Origin of the sequence: Natrinema sp. CGMCC1.2065 (assembly GCF_051225675.1) — an archaeon.
Taxonomy (GTDB): domain Archaea; phylum Halobacteriota; class Halobacteria; order Halobacteriales; family Natrialbaceae; genus Natrinema; species Natrinema thermotolerans.
In genome coordinates, this window is the sequence record NZ_JBPJSJ010000010.1 from 80,412 (window position 1) to 102,481 (window position 22,070).

The 22,070-nt window shown below is 66.5% G+C and carries 22 protein-coding genes and 1 pseudogene; 11 read left to right on the plus strand and 12 right to left on the minus strand.

Features of this window, described 5'->3' with window-relative positions; translation table 11 throughout:
• Nucleotides 1–144: 144 nt before the first annotated feature.
• Nucleotides 145–609: a pyridoxamine 5'-phosphate oxidase family protein gene (locus ACSBP4_RS12005; protein WP_049965627.1), complete on the plus strand. Its 465-nt coding sequence runs from the start codon at nucleotides 145–147 to the stop codon at nucleotides 607–609.
• 175 nt (nucleotides 610–784) lie between these two features.
• On the plus strand, nucleotides 785–994 hold the full coding sequence (locus tag ACSBP4_RS12010; protein WP_049965626.1) for a hypothetical protein: 210 nt from the start codon (nucleotides 785–787) through the stop codon (nucleotides 992–994).
• Nucleotides 995–1,078: 84 nt separating this feature from the next.
• Here ACSBP4_RS12010 and ACSBP4_RS12015 read toward each other — a convergent pair whose 3' ends face one another.
• Together ACSBP4_RS12015 and ACSBP4_RS12020 are read right to left on the minus strand one after the other, a co-directional pair.
• Nucleotides 1,079–2,461 carry an FAD-dependent oxidoreductase gene (locus ACSBP4_RS12015; RefSeq protein WP_006180386.1) on the minus strand — a complete coding sequence of 461 codons (1,383 nt, stop codon included), beginning with the start codon at nucleotides 2,459–2,461 and terminating at the stop codon, nucleotides 1,079–1,081.
• 402 nt (nucleotides 2,462–2,863) lie between these two features.
• On the minus strand, nucleotides 2,864–3,703 hold the full coding sequence (locus ACSBP4_RS12020) for an ion transporter (protein ID WP_435552343.1): 840 nt from the start codon (nucleotides 3,701–3,703) through the stop codon (nucleotides 2,864–2,866).
• 338 nt (nucleotides 3,704–4,041) lie between these two features.
• Between ACSBP4_RS12020 and ACSBP4_RS12025 the strand changes: the two genes are divergently transcribed.
• The 4 genes from ACSBP4_RS12025 (at nucleotide 4,042) to ACSBP4_RS12040 (ending at nucleotide 7,858) form a co-directional block, all read left to right on the plus strand.
• Nucleotides 4,042–4,806: an SRPBCC family protein gene (locus ACSBP4_RS12025; RefSeq protein ID WP_435552344.1), complete on the plus strand. Its 765-nt coding sequence runs from the start codon at nucleotides 4,042–4,044 to the stop codon at nucleotides 4,804–4,806.
• Complete coding sequence (locus ACSBP4_RS12030; protein ID WP_435552345.1) at nucleotides 4,803–5,972, plus strand: zinc-dependent alcohol dehydrogenase; 1,170 nt, start codon at nucleotides 4,803–4,805, stop codon at nucleotides 5,970–5,972. The genes ACSBP4_RS12025 and ACSBP4_RS12030 overlap by 4 nt, the downstream gene beginning before the upstream one ends.
• Nucleotides 5,973–6,293: 321 nt before the next feature.
• Entirely contained in the window at nucleotides 6,294–7,289 is a 996-nt protein-coding gene (locus ACSBP4_RS12035; RefSeq protein ID WP_435552346.1) for a linear amide C-N hydrolase, read from the plus strand.
• A 173-nt stretch (nucleotides 7,290–7,462) separates the two neighbouring features.
• Nucleotides 7,463–7,858, plus strand: a complete 396-nt coding sequence (locus ACSBP4_RS12040) for a hypothetical protein (RefSeq protein WP_435552347.1) — start codon at nucleotides 7,463–7,465, stop codon at nucleotides 7,856–7,858.
• Here ACSBP4_RS12040 and ACSBP4_RS12045 read toward each other — a convergent pair.
• Nucleotides 7,784–9,216: pseudogene (locus tag ACSBP4_RS12045) on the minus strand (DUF389 domain-containing protein). The gene ACSBP4_RS12040 and the pseudogene ACSBP4_RS12045 overlap by 75 nt on opposite strands.
• Before the next feature lie 193 nt (nucleotides 9,217–9,409).
• Between ACSBP4_RS12045 and ACSBP4_RS12050 the strand changes: the two are divergent.
• Nucleotides 9,410–9,580, plus strand: a complete 171-nt coding sequence (locus ACSBP4_RS12050; protein ID WP_162834894.1) for a hypothetical protein — start codon at nucleotides 9,410–9,412, stop codon at nucleotides 9,578–9,580.
• Nucleotides 9,581–10,208: 628 nt separating this feature from the next.
• Here the strand turns inward: ACSBP4_RS12050 and ACSBP4_RS12055 are convergent.
• Complete coding sequence (locus ACSBP4_RS12055; RefSeq protein ID WP_006180396.1) at nucleotides 10,209–10,415, minus strand: hypothetical protein; 207 nt, start codon at nucleotides 10,413–10,415, stop codon at nucleotides 10,209–10,211.
• 250 nt (nucleotides 10,416–10,665) lie between these two features.
• On the opposite strand from ACSBP4_RS12055, the gene ACSBP4_RS12060 reads away from it, so the two are divergent.
• On the plus strand, nucleotides 10,666–11,343 hold the full coding sequence (locus tag ACSBP4_RS12060) for a glycosyltransferase (protein WP_435552348.1): 678 nt from the start codon (nucleotides 10,666–10,668) through the stop codon (nucleotides 11,341–11,343).
• Between the two features lie 26 nt (nucleotides 11,344–11,369).
• On the opposite strand, the gene ACSBP4_RS12065 is transcribed toward ACSBP4_RS12060, so the two are convergent.
• Nucleotides 11,370–13,676, minus strand: a complete 2,307-nt coding sequence (locus ACSBP4_RS12065; RefSeq protein WP_435552349.1) for a PAS domain S-box protein — start codon at nucleotides 13,674–13,676, stop codon at nucleotides 11,370–11,372.
• Between the two features lie 133 nt (nucleotides 13,677–13,809).
• On the opposite strand from ACSBP4_RS12065, the gene ACSBP4_RS12070 reads away from it, so the two are divergent.
• Nucleotides 13,810–14,217: a pyridoxamine 5'-phosphate oxidase family protein gene (locus ACSBP4_RS12070; protein ID WP_435552350.1), complete on the plus strand. Its 408-nt coding sequence runs from the start codon at nucleotides 13,810–13,812 to the stop codon at nucleotides 14,215–14,217.
• An 18-nt stretch (nucleotides 14,218–14,235) separates the two neighbouring features.
• Here the strand turns inward: ACSBP4_RS12070 and ACSBP4_RS12075 are convergent, their stop codons facing one another.
• The 6 genes from ACSBP4_RS12075 to ACSBP4_RS12100 form a co-directional block, all read right to left on the minus strand.
• Complete coding sequence (locus ACSBP4_RS12075) at nucleotides 14,236–15,288, minus strand: deoxyhypusine synthase (RefSeq protein WP_373631466.1); 1,053 nt, start codon at nucleotides 15,286–15,288, stop codon at nucleotides 14,236–14,238.
• 115 nt (nucleotides 15,289–15,403) lie between these two features.
• Nucleotides 15,404–15,658 (minus strand): hypothetical protein, encoded by a 255-nt coding sequence (locus ACSBP4_RS12080; protein WP_373631464.1) that lies wholly within the window; start codon nucleotides 15,656–15,658, stop codon nucleotides 15,404–15,406.
• Nucleotides 15,659–15,751: 93 nt separating this feature from the next.
• On the minus strand, nucleotides 15,752–16,036 hold the full coding sequence (locus ACSBP4_RS12085) for a hypothetical protein (RefSeq protein ID WP_049965614.1): 285 nt from the start codon (nucleotides 16,034–16,036) through the stop codon (nucleotides 15,752–15,754).
• 129 nt (nucleotides 16,037–16,165) lie between these two features.
• Nucleotides 16,166–16,933, minus strand: a complete 768-nt coding sequence (locus ACSBP4_RS12090) for a Nif3-like dinuclear metal center hexameric protein (protein WP_435552351.1) — start codon at nucleotides 16,931–16,933, stop codon at nucleotides 16,166–16,168.
• 115 nt (nucleotides 16,934–17,048) lie between these two features.
• Nucleotides 17,049–19,517 carry a cbb3-type cytochrome c oxidase subunit I gene (locus ACSBP4_RS12095; protein WP_435552352.1) on the minus strand — a complete coding sequence of 823 codons (2,469 nt, stop codon included), beginning with the start codon at nucleotides 19,515–19,517 and terminating at the stop codon, nucleotides 17,049–17,051.
• 204 nt (nucleotides 19,518–19,721) lie between these two features.
• Complete coding sequence (locus ACSBP4_RS12100; RefSeq protein WP_049965611.1) at nucleotides 19,722–20,552, minus strand: glycerophosphodiester phosphodiesterase; 831 nt, start codon at nucleotides 20,550–20,552, stop codon at nucleotides 19,722–19,724.
• 98 nt (nucleotides 20,553–20,650) lie between these two features.
• Here ACSBP4_RS12100 and ACSBP4_RS12105 point away from each other — a divergent pair, with 98 nt between their 5' ends.
• A complete protein-coding gene (locus tag ACSBP4_RS12105; protein WP_435552353.1) occupies nucleotides 20,651–20,908 on the plus strand; it encodes a hypothetical protein in 258 nt (85 codons plus the stop codon).
• Between the two features lie 105 nt (nucleotides 20,909–21,013).
• Nucleotides 21,014–21,682 (plus strand): NADPH-dependent F420 reductase, encoded by a 669-nt coding sequence (npdG, locus tag ACSBP4_RS12110; protein WP_435552354.1) that lies wholly within the window; start codon nucleotides 21,014–21,016, stop codon nucleotides 21,680–21,682.
• Nucleotides 21,683–21,790: 108 nt separating this feature from the next.
• Here npdG and ACSBP4_RS12115 read toward each other — a convergent pair whose 3' ends face one another.
• The gene (locus ACSBP4_RS12115; RefSeq protein WP_006648078.1) at nucleotides 21,791–22,060 is read right to left on the minus strand and encodes a thioredoxin family protein; all 270 of its coding nucleotides are present in this window, start codon (nucleotides 22,058–22,060) and stop codon (nucleotides 21,791–21,793) included.
• Nucleotides 22,061–22,070: the final 10 nt, after the last annotated feature.

The window sequence follows — 22,070 nt, forward strand, 5'->3', positions numbered from 1 at the left end:
GGCGGACCACGACGTGGGACGGCGGGCTCGGTCTCTCGAGCCGTTCCTGGCGGCCCTCGAGGACGGCCCCGACGCACTCGAGTGACGACCCGAGTCGAACAGCGGGGTCGAGCTTTTTCAGTCTGCTCTCCGAAGCGGTTCCGTATGACCGAGTTCCGCGGCGCGTGGGACGAAGACGACGTCGAAGCGTTCCTTCAGGAGGCGACCATCCCGATCCGGCTCGCGACCCACAGGCCCGACGGGTCGCTGTGGCCGGTCGCGCTGTGGTATCGCTACCGCGACGGTGCCCTCGAGTGTGCGACGGGTGCAAACGCCGCCGTCGTTCGGTTCCTCCGCCGCGAGCCGGCGGTTGGCTTCGACATCTCGACGAACGACGTGCCCTACCGCGGGATCAGGGGGACCGGCACCGCCGAGATCGCGCCCGACGAGGACAAAGCCGTCCTCCGGGCACTGATCGAACGCTACCTCGGCGACACGGACTCACCGCTGGCGACGCGGCTGCTCGACGACGACCGCGAGGAGGTCCGCGTTCGGATCGAGCCCCGGGAGATCTACAGCTGGGACTACAGCAAGCGGATGGGACGGGAAGCGGGCGAAGAGACGGCGTAGCGCGGGCTCGAGGCTGCAATCACGACTCGCGCCCGTTCGCGGAAACGGCGGTGACGATGCGAGCCGCGGTCGGCCGACCGCCGCCGAGGAGATCACGAACCAGTCAGTACGGCTGTCAGTTCGGTCGGCGATGACACAGCTATATTTCGATTGGTACCGTATCCCAAGCGGGCCGATGAGTTCCGACACAGCCACGCGAAAACAGCGAACGACCTGCGAGGAGTGTGGCCTGCCGTACTACGGCAGCGAGACGGATACCTGCCCGTATTGTGACCGTGCGGCCGGCGGAGTACGAGCCGACTCGTCATCGGTGGCGACCGCTCGAGACGACGACTCGTCGGTTTTCGAACGGCTATCGAACAGGATCCGAGCGGTACTCGGCTAGCGGGCCAGACGGACTGTCGGAAGTCGTTTCCAGCGCGACCGCGACGTGTGCAGTTGCACCGGGAACCCGTTCCGACGGACCGTCTCAGTCGTCCGCGCCGGGCGCGGCGACTTTCTTGCCGGCCGAATCGTCGCCACGGGGGAAGTTGTCGATCGTCTCCTCGCGGAACGCTTCCTCGTCGAACTCGTAGTCGCCCTCGAGGAAGTCAAGCAGCGTGTGCGTGTCCCGCATGGCGTTCTTGAGACAGGTCGAGGCGCCCGGCGAGGGCGTGATGTTGAAGATGACGTCGTCGCCGACGATCTTGGCCTCGCCCATGTCCAGGGACTTGTTCTTCGTGTCGACGATCTGAGGTCGGACGCCGCCATAGCCTTTCGCGCGTTCGATGTCCTCGAGTTCGACGCTCGGAACGACCTTCTGGACGTGGGGCAGGAACTGCTTCCGGCCGACGTTCGGGAGGTCGTAGACGAGGTTCTGGAGGACGTAGGGCAGCAGGACCCGATCCGAGAGGATGTTCGCGTAGCTGAGGAAGGCGGCCGCGTTCAGCCCGAAGACGTCGAGGAAGTCCTTGACCGTCGAGATGCGACCGCGCTCGAGGGCGGGGACGAGCTTGGCGGTCGGGCCGAACCGGGTGATCGAGTCGTCGTGGACGTCGGCGTCGCCGTGGACGGCCGCGAAGGGCAGTTTCTTCATCTGGAGCGTGTAGACCTTCCCGTTCAGGAGATCGTCGGCGAGGAAGAAACTCCCCGCGATGGGCAACAAGACCTTGTCCTGGCCGTAGCCCAGTTCCTTGGCCATCTGGAGGCTGTGGGAACCGGCGGCGACGACCGTCGCGTCACAGTCGAACCGGCCCGCGTCGGTCTCGATCGTGTAGCCGTCCAGCGTCGGCGTGATGTCCGTGACCTCGGTCCCGGTGAAGACGTCGACGTTGGCCTCCTCCTCGGCCTCCTCGACGAAGGACTTGGTCGTCTGACCGTAGTCGACGACGTAGCCGTCCGGCGTCTGCAGAGCGAGCATCTCCGTCGAGGGGTCGCGGCCCTCGACGACCTTGGGTTCGATCTCGCCGATCTCCTCGCGGTCGATCGGGCGGAGCTTCGGGAAGAGGTCGCCGAAGCCCTCGTCGTGGTATCGCTCCTCGAGTTCGGCGACTTCGTCCTCGCCGACGCCGAGTACCATCTTGCTGCGCTTGTCGTGCATCTCCCGGTCGGGGTCGTAGTTCTCGAGGTAGCCGGCGAGCAGCTCCGCGCCCTCCTTGACCTCCTCGGCTTTCTCGAGCGTGTAGTTGGTCTCGATGTCCCCGAAGTGCAGCGTCTGGGAGTTGTTCGTGTGATGCGAGTTGATCGCCGCGACCTCCGACTCCTTCTCGATCAGGGCGATCGAGTCGATGTCAGTGAACTTCGCGGTCGTGTAGAGCAGCGATGCGCCACTGATACCCCCACCGACGATGACGAGATCGTATTTACCAGACATTATTGAATCGTGTGAGTCCGTATTGCATCCCCTCGACTCCAGACGTATAACTCATATTTTTTCGATCCGTATCTCGACAGTCGTCGATATGCGTATCGACGTGGCCGGCGTTCGGTTCTATCGGCCGACCGTGCTGACACAGTATGTCGCGATAGGCCCGCCGTATCGAGTGTTTTTACCAGGTATGCATCCGCCGATACCAGGCCACTCCGCCGGCACAGCCCGTTCGTTTCGTCCCGATTCGCCCGTGAGTCCCCGACTATTCTATCGACAGTCGACGTATCGGTTCGGTCGTCGATGCCCGAGCGGTGATCCTCTCACGACGGTCACGACGGGCAGCCGTCGGGACGGGTTGGCGAACCGGGCGGAAACGACGCCGGAGTTTTATCCCGACCTGACGGGCTACTCGCTCGAGTCGACCTCCTGATAGATGATGTGACCGCAGGCCTTGCAGTGGGAGGCGTCCCGGTCGTGTGAGGACAGCCCACAGTTCGGGCACGTGACGTCGACTTTCTCCCTGTGGCTCCACTCGCGGACGATCTTGCTCGCCTGCCACGGGAGGACGATGATACCGGCCAGGATCGATGCAACCGTTATCCACCGCCCAGCGGTCGTGGTCGGGACGATGTCGCCGAATCCGACCGTCGACAGCGCCACCACGACGTAGTAGAACGCGTCGCCGAACGTGGCGACGTCGGGGTTGGCCGCCTGTTCCGCGCTGTAGAACAGCCCGGCGGAAACGAACAGCAGCACCAGTACCGTCAACAGCAACTTCAGCGCACGCAGGGCGTTGTCCGAGACCGTCCCGAAGAAGAACTCCGCGTCCTGCGTAAACCGATAGAACCGGAGGACCCGAACCACTCGAACCACCCGAAGGAACCCGATGCCGGCGACCGTCCCGACCCCCGGCAGGAGGACGACCAGCAGCGTCGGGAGGATCGCGAGCAGGTCGACCACGGTGTAGGGGTTCGTCGCCTCCGCGAGGCGGTCTTTGGCACCGTACAGCCGCAGGACGTACTCGACTACGAAGACGCCCGCGATCGCGACCTCGAGCCCCCAAAGTCGTGTCCGTAGCTCCGCGGGGAGCGGATACGTCTCGGCGACGAAGACGGCGACGAAGGCGAGGTTCAACGCGAGCAGCGCAATGTCGATCGCTTTCCCCAGCAGTGTCCGGTGATCCAGCAGGTAGAACCGGACGGTCTCGCGGCGGTCGCGGCTCCCGGGCGCGGCGTCAGTAGGCATCCGACAGTCACATTCCACGAGCGAGACACGTAGGCCCTCGGATCCGCGAGGACCATCAGTTTCGATCGGTGGACCGATCCGCGATCGAGGGCGTGTCGCCTCGAAGCGGGCCGGTCGCGCTCGTTTCGGCCCGGAACGGGACTGCTCGGCCTGCGTTTGCGGGGCCCACTGACAAACGACCGGTCGGTGAACGTCGCGACGGAACTAATGAGGCGATCCCTTCTTACACGGAACGAGAGGGCGTGTCCGGGCAGATCGGTGGACCGACGGCCGGCGACGGGACGACGCCGCCAGCGCCGACGAACCGACCAGCGGAGCCGTCCGGAGGTGAGCGACTCGTGGCGGCCGATCGCCAGGACGTAACGATCGCGGAGCCGCGGCTCCCGGAATCGGGCCCGTCGCGGCGGTCACTGGGCCGGGGCGGCCGACTCGCCGCAGCGACCGCCGGCGGCACCCTGCTGGTGCTTGGACTCAGGCGACGATCGGTCGGCGGCGTCACGGCGGCAGTCGCCGGCGGCTGGCTCCTCTATCGGGGACTCGTCGGTGGCCGAGCCGACAGCGATGCGGAGGGGACGCGTTCTGCCGGCGAGGCCGATCGAGAGGACGCGACGGCCGCGGTGGAAACGACCCGCTCCGTCACGATCGGCGCGCCGCCGGCGGACGTCTCCGAGCGCTGGCGCGACCCCGAGACGATGTCGCGTCTCTACGGCGGCCTGCTCGAGGTCGAAGCCCGGAGCGAGGACCGGTGGCACTGGATCGCGAGCGGTCCGCTCGGCGCGAGCGTCTCGTGGGACACGCGGGTCATCGAGGACCGCCCCGGCGAGTACCTGCGCTGGGAGTCGCTCGGGAACGCGCCCGTCGACAGCGAGGGGGCGGTCCGCTTCCGCGAGGCACCGGCCGGCCGCGGGACGGAAGTGACCTTCCGCTTTCGGTTCGAGCCCCCGGGTGGCGCCGTCGGCACCGCGGTGACCGACCGCCTCGGGATCGTCCCGGAGTCGCTCGCGGCGGTCGTCCTCGACCGGTTCAAGAGCCTCGTCGAGACGGGCGAGATACCCACGCTCGAGTCGAACCCCTCCGCCCGCGGCGCGGGTGATGCCCTATGAGGGCGCTGTGCTGGCACGGCGAAGAGGACGTCCGGGTCGAGGAAGTCCCCGATCCGGAGATCGCCAACCCCCACGACGCGATCGTCGAGATCACCGCCACGGCGATCTGTGGCTCCGATCTGCACCTGTACGACGGCTACGTCCCCTCGATGCGGGAGGGCGACATCGTCGGCCACGAGCCGATGGGGGAAGTCGTCGCGGTCGGCGAGGACGTCGACACGCTTGAGGAAGGCGACCGCGTCGTGGTTCCCTTCACGATCAGCTGCGGCTCCTGTTGGTTCTGCGAGCAGGACATGTACTCGCTGTGTGATAACTCGAACCCGAACGCCGAGATGGCCCGAAAGGTGATGGGGCAGTCGCCGGCCGGGCTGTTCGGCTACTCGCACATGTTGGGCGGTTACGCCGGCGCGCAGGCGGAGTACCTACGGGTGCCCTTCGCCGACGTCGGCCCGATCACGGTCGACGCGGATCTCCCCGACGAGCAGGTGCTGCTGCTCTCGGACGTGTTCCCGACGGGATACATGGCCGCCGAGAACGCCGAGATCGACGAAGACGACACCGTCGCGGTCTGGGGCTGTGGCCCGGTCGGCCAGTTCGCCATCCAGAGCGCGTGGCTGTTCGACGCCGGCCGCGTCATCGCGATCGACCGCGTCCCCGAACGGCTCGCCATGGCCCGCGAACACGGGGACGCCGAGACGATCCACTTCGAGGAGGCGGACGTCTACGACCGGCTGCTGGCCATGACCGGCGGCCGCGGCCCGGACCGCTGTATCGACGCGGTCGGCACCGAGGCCCACGGGACCGGTCTCATGGGCCTCACGGACAAGGCCAAACAGCAGGTGAACCTCGAGGCCGATCGGCCCCACGTCCTCCGACAGGCGATCAAGTGCTGCCGGAAGGGCGGGACGCTCTCGGTCCCCGGCGTCTACGTCGGCCACGCGGACAACGTTCCCGTCGGCCCGCTGGTGAACAAGGCCCTGACCGTCAATACGGGGCAAACGCACGTCCAGCGGTATCTCGAGCCGCTGCTCGCGAAGATCGAGGACGGCGAAATCGATCCCTCGTTCGTCGTCACGCATCGGGAACCGCTCGAGAAGGGACCCGAAATGTACGAGACCTTCCGCGACAAGGAGGACGGCTGTATCAAGGTCGTGCTGGATCCCTGACTGGAGACGGAGTCGGCGACCGCTCGGGAAGTGCGACGAGACGGTGGGGCTGTTTCTCACCGATCGCGTCGCGCTCGGGCTCCCCCGCCGGATCGGCTCGTTCCTCGACGACGTCCGCCGGAAGGACTACGGCCTGTTCAGCAACTGCACGGATGAGGAATACCGTCAGCGGCATCGCCGACTGCCGCCGGCCGGTGATACTCCAGCGGCCAAGACGTATCAGCACGGACCGAACGCAACTTATGATCCTGCTTACGGTATGACAGTCCTATGTCCGGGCCGACGAGACACGACAGCGGAGAGACTCGAGGGGACTCGTAGATGTGTACGCGACTGGTGTATCTCGGCCCCGAAGACATCGTCCTCACCGGCCGGTCGATGGACTGGCACGGCGAAATCGGGACCAACATCTGGGTCTTCCCGCGCGGCATGGAGCGAACGGGTGAAGTCGGTCCGTCATCGATGGAGTGGACCGCCGAGTACGGCAGTGTCGTCGCCTCCGCGTACGATATCGCGACGACCGATGGGATGAACGAAGCCGGGCTGGTCGCGAACGTCCTGTGGCTCACCGAGTCCGACTACCCCGAGTGGGACGACGAGACACCCGGACTGTCGATCTCGCTGTGGGCGCAGTACGTCCTCGATAACTTCGCGACGGTCGCGGAGGCGGTCGAGAACCACCGGAACGAGGAGTTCACCGTCGTATCCGACGAGATCCCGGACGAGGGCCGGTTCGCGACCCTGCATCTGTCCATCTCGGACGCGACGGGTGACAGCGCCGTCCTCGAGTACGTCGACGGCGAATTAGTGATCCATCACGACCGAGAGTATCAGGTGATGACGAACTCCCCACCGTTCGACCAGCAACTCGCACTCGACGCGTACTGGTCGGCGATCGGTGGCACGGTCATGTTACCGGGAACGAATCGCCCGGCCGACCGGTTCGCTCGTGCGAGTTTCTACGTGGACGCGATCCCACAGACAGAGGACCGTCGAACTGCGACAGCGAGCGTCTTCGGCGCGATCCGCAACGTCTCCGTCCCCTACGGAATCAGTACGCCGAACGAACCGCATATCTCCTCGACACGCTGGCGCACGGTGGCCGATCATCGGGACCGACGCTACTACTTCGAGTCGGCGCTCTCACCGAACGTCTTCTGGCTGGACCTCGACGAGGTCGAGTTCGAGACCGATGCCGGCGTTCGATCGCTGTCGCTCGGTGAGAACCAGACGAACGTCTTCGCCGGCGACGTCGCCGACGACCTCGTCGAGACCGACCCGTTCGATTTTCTCGGCGTCCCCGCATCCTCGAGCTAATCCCGATTTCCAGCGCGTTGGGGGCGGGGCCGTCGACAGTCAGTCGCGGAGACGATCGACTTCGCCAGTGGGAGACTCACTCGAGGGGACAACAGTACCACGACGGTCTCGAAGAAGTCACTCGTACTCGACTGACCCAACGTTTTGGGTCGTCACGTCCTACGTACCAGTAGATGGACGCCGAGCGCTGGTGGCCACCCTTCGTCGAGGTCGTGGCGCTGGTGTGGATCGCCCTGTTCGTCGTCGACGTCGCGATCAGCGTCGACGTACTCGTCGTCTCCGACCCGGTCGCGGCGACGGTTCGCGGCGTCCTCCGATGGCTCCTCGTCGTCTTCCTTCTCGATCTCGCGCTCCTCTACCGGTGGTCTGACGAAGGCCCGAGGGGGTTCGTCCGTTCGAACTGGTTCCTGATCCTCACCGTCGTCCCCTGGTTCCGCCCGTTTCGGTTGCTTCGCATCGGGCGGTCGGTCCGCGCGCTCCGACTCCTCTCCGGGTCACGCCGGGTCGGCTCGTTGCTCAACAAGGTCCGCGGGAAGTGCCGCGACCTGTGGCGCCGACTGCGCGACTGAGGGACTCGTCGCGGTCGGCAGCCACTCGTCGATCGGCCACCACGCGCTCCGCTCGTCGTCGCTGCCGACCGCCGCCGCGCGCTGATACTCGACGAACCGAACGTCGACGCTGACGGCCCGGCTCGTCCGAGCATCGATTTCGGTCTGCAAGTCGTCCGCCAGCCCCTCGTGTACGAGGGCGCTCGAGCGTCCGACGGTCACCGTCACCGAGACCTCGTCGCTGAACACGCTCCCGTCGTTGTACTCGGTCTCGACGCCGGCGAGTTCCAGCGAGCCGTACTCCGGTTCCTCGAGGACGTCCTGCACTTCGCCGTTGACCCGCTGTTCGAAGACGAGGTGCTGGTAGGTCCCGACGGCGGTCAGCGCGACGACGACGAGGAAGACGAGGACGATGACGGCGTACGCGCCCGTACGCAGCGAGACGGTCGCGTTCTCGCGGACGTCGCTGATCACCGACGAGCGGTAGCCGAGCGCGATGAGCGTCAGATACGCGGTGAGGTTGATGAACACGATGTTCATCAGGAGCAAGACGAGTCCGCCAGCGACGATGATCGGCTCGCCCCAGGCCGTCCCGATGCCGGCCGCGGCGGCGGCGGGGACGATGGCCGCCGCGACGGCGACGCCGGCCAGCGAGACGGGGAGGTCGGTCGCGAGCGCGAGCGCGCCGGCGAACCCGGCCGCGATGGCGATGACCAGCGTCAGGAGGTTCGGCGTGGCGAAGGCGCCCACCTGCCCGACGCGACCGACGTCCAGCGTCGGCTGGAGGAACCCCGATCGTTGCAGAAACACGCTCATCGCGACCGCACCCAGGTAGGCGACGACGAGCCCCGTCACCTGCGACGTTGCGCTGTCGACGACCATCTCGCGGTCGCTGATGACCGCGCCGGCACTCGCGGAGAGCGTCGACCCCGCGAAGGGCGCGATCACCATCGCACCGACGATGACGATGGCGGAATCCAGCAGGAGGCCGCCGACCGCCACGATCGCGCTCGCGATCGCGAACGCGAGGTAGGTGGCGGTGTCGGGGGTCAGGTCCGCCGCGCGTTCCCGGATCTCGGCGTGGGACGCACCGCGCTCCCCTTTCGGCCCCTCGACGTAGCGGTCCGTCAACTCGTCGGCGTTCGGAACGGTGGCTCGATCGACCTCCGTGACGACGGTGTAGGTGTCCTCGTCGAGTCCGGCGTCGTACAGTCGCTCGAGGACCGCGTCCACGGCCCCCGCCGGAACCGGGACGTTCGCCAGACTCCCGTCCCGGTGATCGGCCGCGTCGCTGAAGACGAATTCCACTCCATCTCGGCGAGCGTCTCCCGCACCGCGGCGCGGTCCTCGCTGGGAACGAAGACCTGCACGAGTCGCATACCGCTCGGTGGACGGACGCGCCATTTACTAACGGCCGACTACTGGCCGTACCAGGAGCGTATGGGGCCGGTACATGTTCCGGCAGTGACAGCGCCGACCGCGTGACGAGCCGGGCGAGTGTCGGTTCGGTTTTGCAGACTGTCCGCTCCGGACGAAGAGGGTTTACACCCCCTGACGCGGTAGCTAGTCGCGATGGCCGGACTCCTCCAACGCACCGCGGCGGGAATCGACAGCCTCTCGAGATCGGTCTGGGACGACTCGAGTACGCTCGAGAAGGCGATCGTCGCCGTCGTCCTCATCGCGACGGGGTTGGTGATCCCGGTCCTGCCGATCGTCCTCTTGGCTCGATACATCGCCAACTGAGTGTGGACGCCGTTGGGATGGACTGTCCGCAGAGACGTGGTCTCGACAGCCGAACAGAAACGGCGGACGAGCGTCACTGACCCAGAACCGCCTAGAAATCGACGTTGTGCTGCTCGAGACGGGACCTCTCGGTTCTGGCGGCGAGTGATAGATAGTAGCAGCCCCCAGTCGAGGTGACCAGTCTCCGGACACCGCCCCCACATTTTTATTGAGGCACGTTACCAAGCATCACACATGAACCGGAGGCGCTTTCTCACGACATCCGTGACCGCCACAACGGTTGCCGTTGCTGGATGTAGTAATCCGGACGACGATGACGATGGTGGCGGTGGTGGCGGATACGATCTCGATGAACCGAAGTAGTTTCTCTCTCGGGATCACTCCTGAGCCTCGAGGTGACAAGCATCCGCGACGCGCCCCTAGTTGCTCCCCCCTAGCTGTGACTTCTCGAAGTGTCTCAGATACCGTGAAAGTGGAGGAATCGTACGGTAAATCGATGGCCTCGGCACTCATAGGGCTCGTCACCACCGGGTGCCGAGTCCGGTTCGGAGCGAGTGGATCGTCATCGGCCACGCGAGGCTACGCGCGTCGCTTCAAAGACGGTTTGGATTAGGGTTCGCTCGAGCGGTTACGCCGCTTCGTCGCCGCCGGCGTTGGCAAAGGCCGAGTTCCACTCGTCGATCAGGTTCTCGAGTCGGCCCCCGTCGCGGTGGGAGAACGTCCGCGGGGCGCGGTCGGTCGCGGTCCGGGGGTCCTCGAGCGTACTCGAGGGTGTGGGTCGGGTGCGGTTGGGCGTCGGTTCGGCGTCGGGTTGGGTGAGGTGTTGGGTACTCATGTCGGTCGGGTGTTGGATGTCGTCGAAAATCGGTACTCGTCGGCAGCGACTGATTCAGGCGCGTACGTGTACGACCGACATTGCTTACCCCACCATACCAACCCCATGATTATAAAAGTTCGTGATAGACCTGCTCTCCGGGAGCCGAAGAGTGAAATCAACCCTCGCGGGGCGTGTTCCCAGGGCACTCACTGGGCGGTCGGACTCCGATAGCTTGAGAAGCCGCCCCAGAGAGGGCTCGAGTAGCACGATGACGGGCGCTGGAGACGACGCGGTCGATGTCAGTTTCGTGGTACCGGCGCGAAACGAGGGCGACTACCTTCGGGGAGCCCTCGCGAGTCTGGCCGCGCTGGACACCGCCTACGAGTACGAGGTGTTGGTCGTCGACGGCGACTCGAGCGACGACACCCGCGAGATCGCCCGCGAGTACGACGCGGCGGTGCTACAGGAGGGCGGCGACAGCATCGCCGCGGCCCGGAACCTCGGGGCCGAGCGCGCCGCCGGCGAGTGGCTGGCCTTCATCGACGCCGACACGCGGGTCCGGGCGACGTATCTGACCGAGCTATTGGGATTCGCCGAACGCGAGGGATTGGCGGCGGCCAGTTCCTACTGCCGGATCACCGGGCCGCGGCGGGCGAAGCTCATGGAAGCGACGATCAACCACGGCTTCTCGCGGCTCGAGCGACCGATCCTGCCCGGGTTCAGCTGTCTGGTCCACCGGCGGGCGTTCGAGGACGTCGGCGGTTTTCCCGACGTCCCAAACGAGGACACGGCGTTCAGCCGGCTGCTGGCCGCCCGCTATCCGATCGGCTACCGGCGGACCGTGCTGGTCGAGAACTCCGGCCGCCGGATCGCCGACCTGGGGCTGACCGGGACGCTGGGCCACTACCTGCGACTCGACCTCGAGCGGCTTCGAGCGGCCCAGTGAACGCGAACGGCGACGACGCCGGCGTCTCACCTCGAGCCGGCAGGACGCGGCGTATCGACGCCGGTGATCTCGAAGCGTGCGCCGCCCGAGTCGCTGTCGGTCGCCCGGAGGTCCCAGCCGTGTGCCTCCGCGACCCGTTTGACGATTCCCAGCCCGAACCCGGTCCCCTCCTCGGCGGTGGTAAACCCGATGTCGAAGATCGACTCGCGCTCCTCGGCGGGGATGCCGCGTCCGGTGTCGGCGACGTAGAACCCGCCCTCGCAGTCGCCGACGGTCACCGTCAGATCGGCGCTGGTGCCCCCGGCGGGCACCCCGTGATCGAGCGCGTTCCGAAAGCAGTTCTCGAGCAGTTGCTGGAGCCGCTCGGGGTCGGCCCGGATCCGACCCGCACCGTCGAACGCCAGCGTGGCGTCGCCCGTATCGACCATCGACCACGCCTTCGTCGCGAGGTCGCGCAGCGCGACCGGCTCGAGGTCGGCCGTCGTCGCACCCTGTTCGGCCAGCGAGAGCAGTTCGTCGATCAACTGCTCCATCCGCTCGAGGGCCTCCTCGCAGGCCTCGAGCCCGGTGTCGTCACCCTCGAGCGCGAGATCGAGTGAGCCTTGGGCGACGTTCAGCGGGTTCCGCAGGTCGTGGGAGACGACGCTGGTGAACTCCTGTAGTCGCTCGTTCTGACGCGCCAAGGTCTCGTGGGACTGCTGGCGTTCGGTCTCGTAGCTGACCCACTTGGCCATCAGCTTGACCAGCGTCCGTTCGGCCTCGGAGAAGCCGTCGCCCTCGCGGGGCTCGCTCGAGGCGAAACAGAGGGTGCCCCAGATGGAGCCGTCGACGGTTACCTTCGCGCCGACGTAGCTGCCGAGTTCGAACAGGTCGTAGGCTGGATCGTCGGTCCACCCCTCGTCGGGCGCGTTCCCGACGGTGACCAGTTCGTGGGTCTTGATCGTCTTCCGGCAGTATGCCTCCGCGAGCGGGCAGGACTCGCCCCGCTGGAGGAGCGGGTGATCGCCGCGGGACTCGACGACCGTCTGGATCCGCTCGTCGAGGTCGATCCGGGTGAGGAACCCGTAGGACAGGTCCAACGATTCACAGCCCAACTCCAGCAGTTCGGGCACCTTCTCGTCTAACGACGCGTCGGCCCTGGTCGAGATGTCGTATAGGGCCTGCAGCGCCGTGATGCTGGCCTCGAGTTCCGCCTCGGCCCGGACCCGATCGGTCACGTCGGTAAAGAAAATCGAAAGGCCGTCCGCGGAGGGGTAGGCCCGGACCTCGAACCAGCGCTCGAGGGCGGCAAAGTACTGGGTGAAACTGACCGTCGTCTGTTCGGCGAAGGCGTGTTCGAGTTCGCGCTCGAACTCGGTCCCCGCGACGGCCTCGAACGCCGTTCCGAGCGATTGCCCGAGCAGTTCCTCGCGGGGGCGGCCCAACAGTTCGACCGCCTGGTCGTTGACGTAGGTAAACGCCCAGTCGGGGTCGATCGAGACGAAGGCGTCGCCGATCCGCTCGAGCGTGGCCTCGCGCTCCCGCTCGAGTCGCCTGCGATCGGAGAGGTCCCGGATGACGGCGGTAAAGAAGTGTTCACCGGAGACGGCGGCCTCGCCGAAGGAGACCCCGACGGGTACTTCGTGACCGTCGGCGTGGAGTGCATCGAGTTCGGCCCAGTTCCAGTCGAGCGTCTGCTCGCCGGTCCGCAGGTAGTGGGCGATCGTATCACGGTGGCTGTTCCGATACTTCGCCGGAACGAGCGTCGAGATACGGTCGCCGACGAGGTCGTCGGCCGCGTACCCGAACAGCGACTCGACCGCGTCGTTCGCGTACCGGATCGTCCCGTCATCGCCCGCCGTGATTACTGCGAAGGAAGCGTTCTCGGTAAGGGCGCGAAACCGGACGGCCGCCGCCTCGAGGTCGCGACGTTCGGTCGCCGCGTCGACCGCGCGTTCGATCCGTATCGCGAGTCGCGTCCCGTGTTCCGCGGTTGGGACGGAGACACAGCCGGTCGCGCCGGCCTCGAGCGCGGCACTGGCGTCGGCCTCGTCGAACTCGTCGGTGACGAGAAAGATCGGCAGCGTCGGCCACTCAGCTCGGGCGCTGGCGAGCAAGGTATCGTCGCCGACATCGTCTCCGGCCGCTCGGCACACGAGACAGTCGACGGCGGCCGACTCGAGTCGGGCCAGCGCCGCGTCCTTGGACGCGACGGATTCGACGACGAGGCGGTCGCTCGCCCGCTCGAGGGCGGTCGGGACTTCGATGGCCGTCGGCTCCGGGTCGACGTAGCAGACGGTGATCTCGGCGGTCGCTGGCTCCGCCTCGGCCGCAGCGGCGGTCGGTCGGGTCATGACAGAGGCTCCTGAATACGTACCGTCAAGGAACGATGAGCTAATAAGCGGTGTGGCAATCGAGGGCACGACCGGACCGCGCCCGGCACCGCCATGCGGACCCCTTATGTCGCTCTCGGTAGGCCCTTCGGGCGTGTCTACCGTTTCACCGGCGGCCGAGCGACTGGTCGAGAGCGAGCCGCTGATGGCCCATCTGGGCACCTGCGTCGGGGGACGACCGCACGTCGCCCCGGTTTGGTACCACTATCTCGCCGACGAGGAAATCGTCGAACTCGTCACGACGGGACGGAAGTTGGCGAACGTCAGGGAGAACCCGCGAGTCGCGCTCTCGATCCAGCAGGACGAGGGGGGTCACGCACGATGGATGGTGACGCTGCTGGGGACGGCGACGGTCGTCGAAGACGCAGACGAAACCGACGCGGCCCGCCGCCGGATCAACGCGAAGTACGATGCCGATCAGGACGCCTACGCCGACAACCGGCTCGTCCGGATCGACGTCGGCTCGGCGACCGTCCGGACCTACGACGACGACCTCGAGTGAGCGCCGGCAGTTGCGTCACTAGCTCTCGAGCCGTTCCCGCGCGGCCGCGACTACCAGTGGCAGCGTGATCGTCGCGTCGGCGTAGACCGAGACGTTGTCGGCGTCCTTCTCGAGTTTGCCCCACGAGCGGGCCTCGTCTAACGTCGCGCCGGAGAGGCCGCCGGTCTGTTTGGGGTCCATCGTGAGTTGGACGGCGTAGTCGTAGGCGTCGGGCGAGACCAGCATCGTCTGGAGGGTGAAGTTCTTCGGGACGCCGCCGCCGACGACGAACGCGCCGGCCTCCTCGGCCTCGAAGGCGATGTCGGTCAGCGGCGTCATGTCGGCAAGCGCGTCCAAGGTGAACGCACCGGTCTGGGAGTACATCCACGCCTGCAGGCCCAGCACGGAGTCCTGGACAGCCGGACAGTAGATCGGCACGTCGTTCTCGTAGGCCGCGGCGGCGATGCCAGCGTCTTCGTCGACGTCCTCTCGCTCGTTGATCTCGGCGTTGGCCCGACCGAGTTCCTCGGTGAGCCGCTGGATCGAGACGGCCCCCTCCTCCTCGCACTCGGCCTCGAGGACGGGGAAGACCTCCTCGCGGAGATGCGACTCGAAGTCGGCGAAGAACTCCTGTGGGAGATAGACGTTGTAGATGCGGTCGACGCCCTCGTCGCGCAGGGTCTCGTCGTGTTCGCGCTCGGTTTTGCCCTCGGCGTGGACCGCGCCGTGGTGGTGTTTGCCGCCGATGGCCTCGATGGAATCGTGGGTGAGGTTCGCGCCGGTCGTCACGAGGACGTCGATGTAACCGTCCCGTATCAGGTCGGCGACGATCGCGCGCATCCCCGTCGGAACCATCGCGCCCGCGAGGCCGAAGAAGACGGTCACGTCGTCGTCGAACATCGACTCGGTGACGTCGACGGCCTCGTGGAGGTCGGCCGCGCCGACGCCGGCGTCCCCGTACTCGTCGGCGAGTTCGCCGACGGTCATCCCCGCCCGGACCTCGGCGTGGCCGACAGGGTCGTGCGAGAACGTCTCCCGCTCGGGCTCGTGGTGACCGTCCGCCTCGCCGTCGTGATCGTGGTCGTCGCTCATGTCCACGCGTCCGCGGGCCAGCGGTTTCAACGTCGCGATTCGCGTCGTTTCGTGGGCCATCGACGGCTCGAGAGGTGGCCGCAATTTCCCTTTAGCGGTCCACGGACTCGAGGGGCTACGCGGCGACCCGCTGCCAGTAGTCGACGGTGCGATACAGGAGATAGAGAACGGCGTTGAGCAGTCCGGTCAGCGCGAAGAGCGCACCGAATTGCGGGCCGATCGCCGTGAAGAGGCTGCCGGGGCCGCCGACGTTGCCGATTCCGTAGGCGAAAACGGCGGCGATAGCGCCCCAGAGGAGGAGGATCGCGGCGATTCTGGCACCGTCTTCCACGTAGGTCGAAACCGAGAGTGGCGTCGATGGTGAAGTCACGAGGCGTCGTTTCGACGGTCGTGACATAACGGTAGGGATACCTGAAAGAGGGATTTTACCCATCCCGGACGCGTCGACCGGCCTCGAGTCGAATCACGACAGCAGCGAGCGCAGCGCCGTCGCGATCAGCGCGACGAGCAGCACGATCGCCGTTACCCGGAGGACGATCGCGGGTCGCCGTCGGTTCGTCGGCAACAGTTCCGCGATACCAGACAGCGCCGTCGCGCCACCGAGAACCAGCAACGGGAGCGAACCGCTGTCGTACAGGAGTTCGAAGCACGCATAGATCCCGAAGAAGGCGAGCGAACTACCGATGGATACCCGCGCCTCCTCCCAGCCGCCCGGTTCGGAAAAGAACTCTTCGATATGAATCTCCATAGACACGAATGCCAGCCGCTCGAACGAAAAAGTATGGCCGCGTCCGCGTTCGCAACTGCCGATTGGGATCGGTTCGTCGGCTCACGCATTGGTTCCGACAGGTGCGGGTCTCCTATCGACGGACGGCGGTCAGAGCCCCGTCGGGACCTCGAGGTACGTCGTCTCGAGACCCCACTCCCCGACGAGTTCCTGCAGCGATCGCACGCCGAAGGTCTCGGTCGCGTAGTGACCCGCGAGGAAGACGTGGATGCCGGCCTCTCGGGCTTCGTGGTAGACCTTCCCTTTCCCCTCGCCAGTAACGAGCGCGTCCGCGCCCGCCTCGACGGCCTCGTCGAGCCAGTCGGTGCCGCTGCCGGTGACGATCGCCACCTCCTCGATCTCGTCGGGGCCGAAGTCGAGGTGCTGGACCGACTGACCGCCGGTCTCGAGGGCCGACTCGAGGCGGTCCCGCAGGTCAGCAGGCGCGTAGGGGTCGGCCGCCGTCCCGCGCTGGCCGATATGCTCGGGCCCGAGTTCGCCGAAGGGCGCGCGGTTCTCGAGGTCGAGCAGGTCGGCGACGCCGGCGGCGTTGCCCAGTTCCGGGTGGCCGTCCAGCGGGAGATGGGAGACGTACAGCGCGAGGTCGTTCTCGATCAGCGGCGCGATCCGGTCGTAGGTCCGGCCGGTCACGCGGTCGAAACCGCCCCACGAGAGCCCGTGGTGGACGACCAGTAGGTCGGCGTCGGCGTCGATCGCCCGATCGAACGTCTCCTGGACGCCGTCGACGGCGAACGCGACCCGTTCGATCTCGGCTTCCTCGGGGCCGATCTGGAGTCCGTTCGCGCTGGCGTCGACGTCGGCGTAGTCGGCGGTGCGCAGTTCCTCGTCGAGTCGATCGACGACGCTCGAGAGTTGCATAGCCGTTCGTTCGGCGGTGATCGCCTTGTATCCGGCTGGTTCCGACCGGCCCACAGCGGGCCCCGACTCGAGTCGGGCGGATCGAGTGTGGATCGAAAACAGTCGGCGGGGCCCGCTACAGCAGATAGAAGATCGGGAACAGGAACACCCAGACGATGTCGACGAAGTGCCAGTAGAGCCCGAAGTACTCCACCGGCCGGTGATCCGTGAGGTAGGCGTCGACCGAGAGGGTCCGATAGATCATGAACGCGGCAATGAGCAGCCCGAGGATGACGTGGAAGGCGTGCAGTCCGGTCGTGACGAAATACAGCGAGTACTCGAGATCGGAGAACCAGTAGATCCCGTGGGAGAACTCGTAGCTCCACTCGTAGCCTTTGATGCCGAGAAACAGGAGCCCGAGCGCGAGCGTGGCACCCATCGACGCCAGCAGGCCGCGCTTGTTCTCGCGTTCGGCCATCACCAGCGCCAGCACGACCGTGAAACTCGAGGTCAAGAGGACATAGGTGTTGACCAGGCCGATGGTCGCCGACGGCGGGACGGTCTCGAAGCTCCCCCAGCCGTTGTGGATCCGCATGAAGATATACGCCCCGATGACGGCACCGAAGACGACCACGTCCGAGGCGAGGAAGAACCAGACGCCGGTCTTGGTCGTCCCGACGCCCTCGAACGGCCAGCGTTCGGCGATCACCATCTCGGGTGCGTTGAACCGCTCGCGGCCGTACTCGAAGAGCGAGTAGCCGAGGATCGCGACGCCGATCACCGAGACCACGGGGTAGATGACGGTCTGTGAGCCGGCAACCGAACCGGAAAACTCCGCCCCGCGTTCGGCCGCGAACGAGGCCACATACGGCGTCAGCCCGGACAATCCCAGGAACGTGACGAACATCCCGAGGCCGATTCCGAACGGCCAGATGCTCGCGTGGTCCTCGTGATCCCCCTCGAGCGAGTCGATCTGATCGGCCCGTTCGTGGGTGGCTGCCCCGCCATCGGCCGCCGTCGTGTCGTCGACGAACTCGAGCGTGCCGGAGGCGTAGCTGGGGCGGTCGGGCCAGTTCTCGAGCGGCGGCGGCGAGGTCGTCGCCCACTCGGCGGTCCGGGCGTACGCCCACGGGTTATCGGGCGCGTCGGGCCCCGAGATCAGACTCTTCCCGAGCGTGACGAGAACCAACAGGACCGACGTCCCGAGGACGAACGCGCCGACGGTCGCCAGCTGGTGATAGAGCTGTGCGCCCTCGCCGTAGTGAAAGACCCGCCGGGGCGTCTCCCAGGCGATGAACATCGGGAAATACAGCAGGTTGAAGCCGAAGAAGTAGACGGCGAAGCTGAGTTTCCCGAGTCGCTCGGAGTACATCTTCCCGGTCATCTTCGGCCACCAGTAGTAGAGGCCGCCGATCAGCGCCGTGACTCCGGCGACCATCACGTAGTGGAAGTGGGCGACGACCCAGTAGGTGCCACGGAACTCGTAGTCTAACACGACCGCACCGAGGAACACGCCCGTGATGCCGCCGATGATGAACAACACGAGCGCCCCCATCGTGAAGAGAAACGGCGTGGTAAACCGCACGCGGCCCTTGACCATGGTGTAGATCAACGAAAACACCATCAGATCGAACGGCAGCGAAATCCCGATGGTCGTGGCCATAAACAGCGTCTTGATCGGGAGGTTGATCGTCGTCAGGAACATGTGATGCATCCAGACGAGAAAGGACTGGACCGCGACCAGCACCATCGCGATGATGACCCACTTGCGGCCGACTAACCGCCGGCCCGTAAACGTCTGGACGGTCTCGAACATGATCCCCAGCGCGGGGAAGAAGACGATGTACACCTCCGGATGGCCGAAGAACCAAAAGATGTGGCCCCACAGCAGGCTCGAGCCCTGATCGGTGCCGAAATATTGGGTCAACAGGAGCCGGTCGGTCAACAGCAGAATCAGCGCGGCCAACAGCGCCGCGAAGGCAAACAGCATCATCCAGACCGTCAGGAGCGTCCCCCACGTGAACAGCGGCATGTTCCAGAGCCCGAGCCCCTCGGCGCGACGGGTGTGGATCGTCGTCAGGAAGTTCACCGTGCTAAGAGTCGTCGACATGACGAACAGCGTCAGGGCGAGGATCGTCGTGTTCCCACCCATCGTCAGCGTGTAGCCGGGGTTGTAGATCGGGACGTTCAGCGGGGCGTACATATACCAGCCGTTGGCCCACGTCGTCCCCTGGAAGAACGAGAACAGGACGAGAAGTCCCGAGAACAGGTAAAACCAGTAGCTCAACGCGTTCAGCCGGGGAAACGCCAGATCGTTCGCGCCGATCTGTAAGGGGACGAGGTAGTTCGCGAACGCGAAGCCGAGCGGCGAGATGAACCAGAACACCATCAGGAGGCCGTGGATCGAGACCGACTGATTGTACTGGGTGTTCGTCAGGAGGCCGGTACCGCCGGCTTTCCACAGGTGTGCGCGGAACAGCAACGCGAGGATCCCGCCAGCCAGGAGGAAGAAAATCGCCGTCACCAGATAGAGGATGCCGACGTCCTTGTGGTTGGTCGTAACCAGCCACCGCTTGACCGTCGTTCGCGGCGGGAAATCGCTCATCGGGTCACCTCCCGATCGATCCGTCGGGCGGTATCACTGACGGCGACGTGATCGAAAACGGTCGCGACGTGCCGGAACCGACGAAACGGCGAGGGCGCGACGGAGACCATACCGCTACCTCAGTACGATTCGTCGTATCAAGGTGTCCGGTGCGCCTGCAGGCGATACTTGTATCCGCCGACGGCCGTTCGCGTGACGGCGGCGCTATCGGTCGCCGGCAACCGGCCCCAGCCGCGGGTAGTCGGCGATGATCCCGTCGACGCCGGCGGCCGCGAGCCGGTCGAACTGGACCCAGGTTCGCACCGTCCAGACGTTGACCGCCCGCCCCGCCTCGTGGGCCCGCTCGAGGAGGGCGACCCCGGAGCCGTCGTTCGCGTCCCCGACCGTCGCCGGCTCGTCCGACTCGGGGTCGAGAATCGCGGTGTGGGGCGGGTGAATCGCTTCGCAGTCGTATCGGCTCGCGATCTCGAGGCCGGCCGCGAGGTCCGTGCCGACCAGCGGGGCGGCGGCGTAGTCGGCGACCTCGCGCAGCGCCGCGATCGCGCCCTCACAGAACGAGGAAAACAGCAGGTCGCCGCCGAAGGCCTCGCAGTCGGCGACGACGCGTTCGACGAACGGCCGCCACGTCCGGCGACGCTGGTCGCGATCGTCCGGAGGCAGTGCCTCGCCGGTTCGCAGATCGGCGGTGCCCGGACTCTTCAGTTCGACGTTGACCCCGACCGACTCGGGGACCGCCTCGAGCAGGGCGGCGAGAGAGGGGATCGTCGCGTCGGTTCCCAGCACTCGCGTCGCTCGGAGGTCCTCGAGCGGCGTCTCCCGGACGAGACCGGTCGCGTCGGTCAGGGGGCGGCCGTCGCGGGTCCCGTCGAGGCGCTCGTCGTGGACGACGACCGGGGTCCCACAGGCGGCCGGTCGGACGTCGATCTCGAGCATTGCCGTCCCGTCGCGTTCGGCGGCGCGTTCGGCAGCAGCGATCGTGTTTTCGGGCGCGACGCCGGCGTAGCCGCGGTGGGCAATGACGGCAGGGCGGACCATACCGAATCGTGAACGGGGCGGCTAATGTAAACTGCGCTACGGGACGACGTGGCAGTTCCCGGCCCGGCGTTGATGCGTGTGCCCCGCCAATCGCCGGTATGACCGAACCCACGCTTGCGGACGTCGAACGCGCGCTGGAGCGCGCCGCCGACCTCGAGACCGAGGACGACGTGTCGGTCCTGCGGACCGCCCGGCAAGACGTCCGGGACCTGGCGAACAACCCCGATGTCGACGAGGACCGGCGGACGGCCCTCGAGCGCCGCCTCGCACAGCGGATCCGCGAGGTGCGAGAGCGCGACGCCTACGACGGCGGGCTGGGGTCGGCGATGAACCCGGCAGAAGACGACGCGCCGTAGCGGTGCGATTGCGGCCGTCTACGGCGGACTCGCCGGCGTCCGAGAACCCGGCGAGATCGGCCGCGCTCCGGCCCTTTTATTCGGGTGCCGTCCGGAGGCGTTGGTATGCGAATCGCACTACTTGGCGGCACGGGCGACATCGGCGAAGGACTCGCGTTGCGCTTTGCACGCGATACAAGCCACGAGATCCTCATCGGCTCGCGCGACCCCGAAAAGGCCCGCGACGCGGTCGCGGACTACGAGGCCGAACTCGAAGCCCGCGATGCCGACGCCGAGCTGAAGGGCTTCGACAACGAGATGGCGGCCGACCGGGCCGATATCGTCATCGTCAGCGTCCCGCCGTACTACGTCGGCGACACCGTCGAGGCGGTCGCGGACAGCCTCGATTCCGACTCGGTCCTCGTGACCCCCGCGGTCGGGATGCAGGGCGACGAGGACGGCCTGCACTATCACCCGCCCGACACCGGCAGCGTCACCGAACTCGTCGCCCAGCGGGCCCCGGACGAGGTGCCGGTCGTCGGTGCCTTCCACAACCTCGCGGCCGACGCCCTCTCGAACCTCGACAACGACCTGGACCTCGACACCCTCGTCGTCGCCGACAACGACGACGCCAAAGCGACCGTCCTGACGGTCGCCAACGAGATCGACGGACTGCGCGCGCTCGAGGCCGGGCCGCTGGCCAACGCCGCGGAGGTCGAGAGCGTCACGCCGCTCGTCATCAACATCGCGAAGTACAACGAGGACATGCACGACGTCGGCGTCAAGTGGGTCTGAGGCCGATCGCCGGCGACGCGGTGTGACCCGCCGTCTCGCGTCACTGGACCGAGGCGCGGAGAGTCGGGACTGTCGACGGTCGAACCAGCGAGAAAACGGTGATCGTCCCTACGCGCCGGCCGACTCGAGGGCGTCCTCGATGTCGTCGCGCTGGGTGACGCCGACGAAGCGCTCGACGATGCCGTCGTCGTTCTCGATGATCAGGGTCGGGAGCGAGCGAACCTGGTATTCGTTGGCGACGTCCTGTTGTTCGTCGACGTTTACCTTCTCGACTTCGAATCGGCCCTCCCAGTCGTCCTCGAGCTCTTCGAGGATCGGGTCCTGGGTCTTGCAGGGGCCACACCAGTCCGCGTAGAAATCCTTCAGTGTGACAGTCATGCGGTCATCG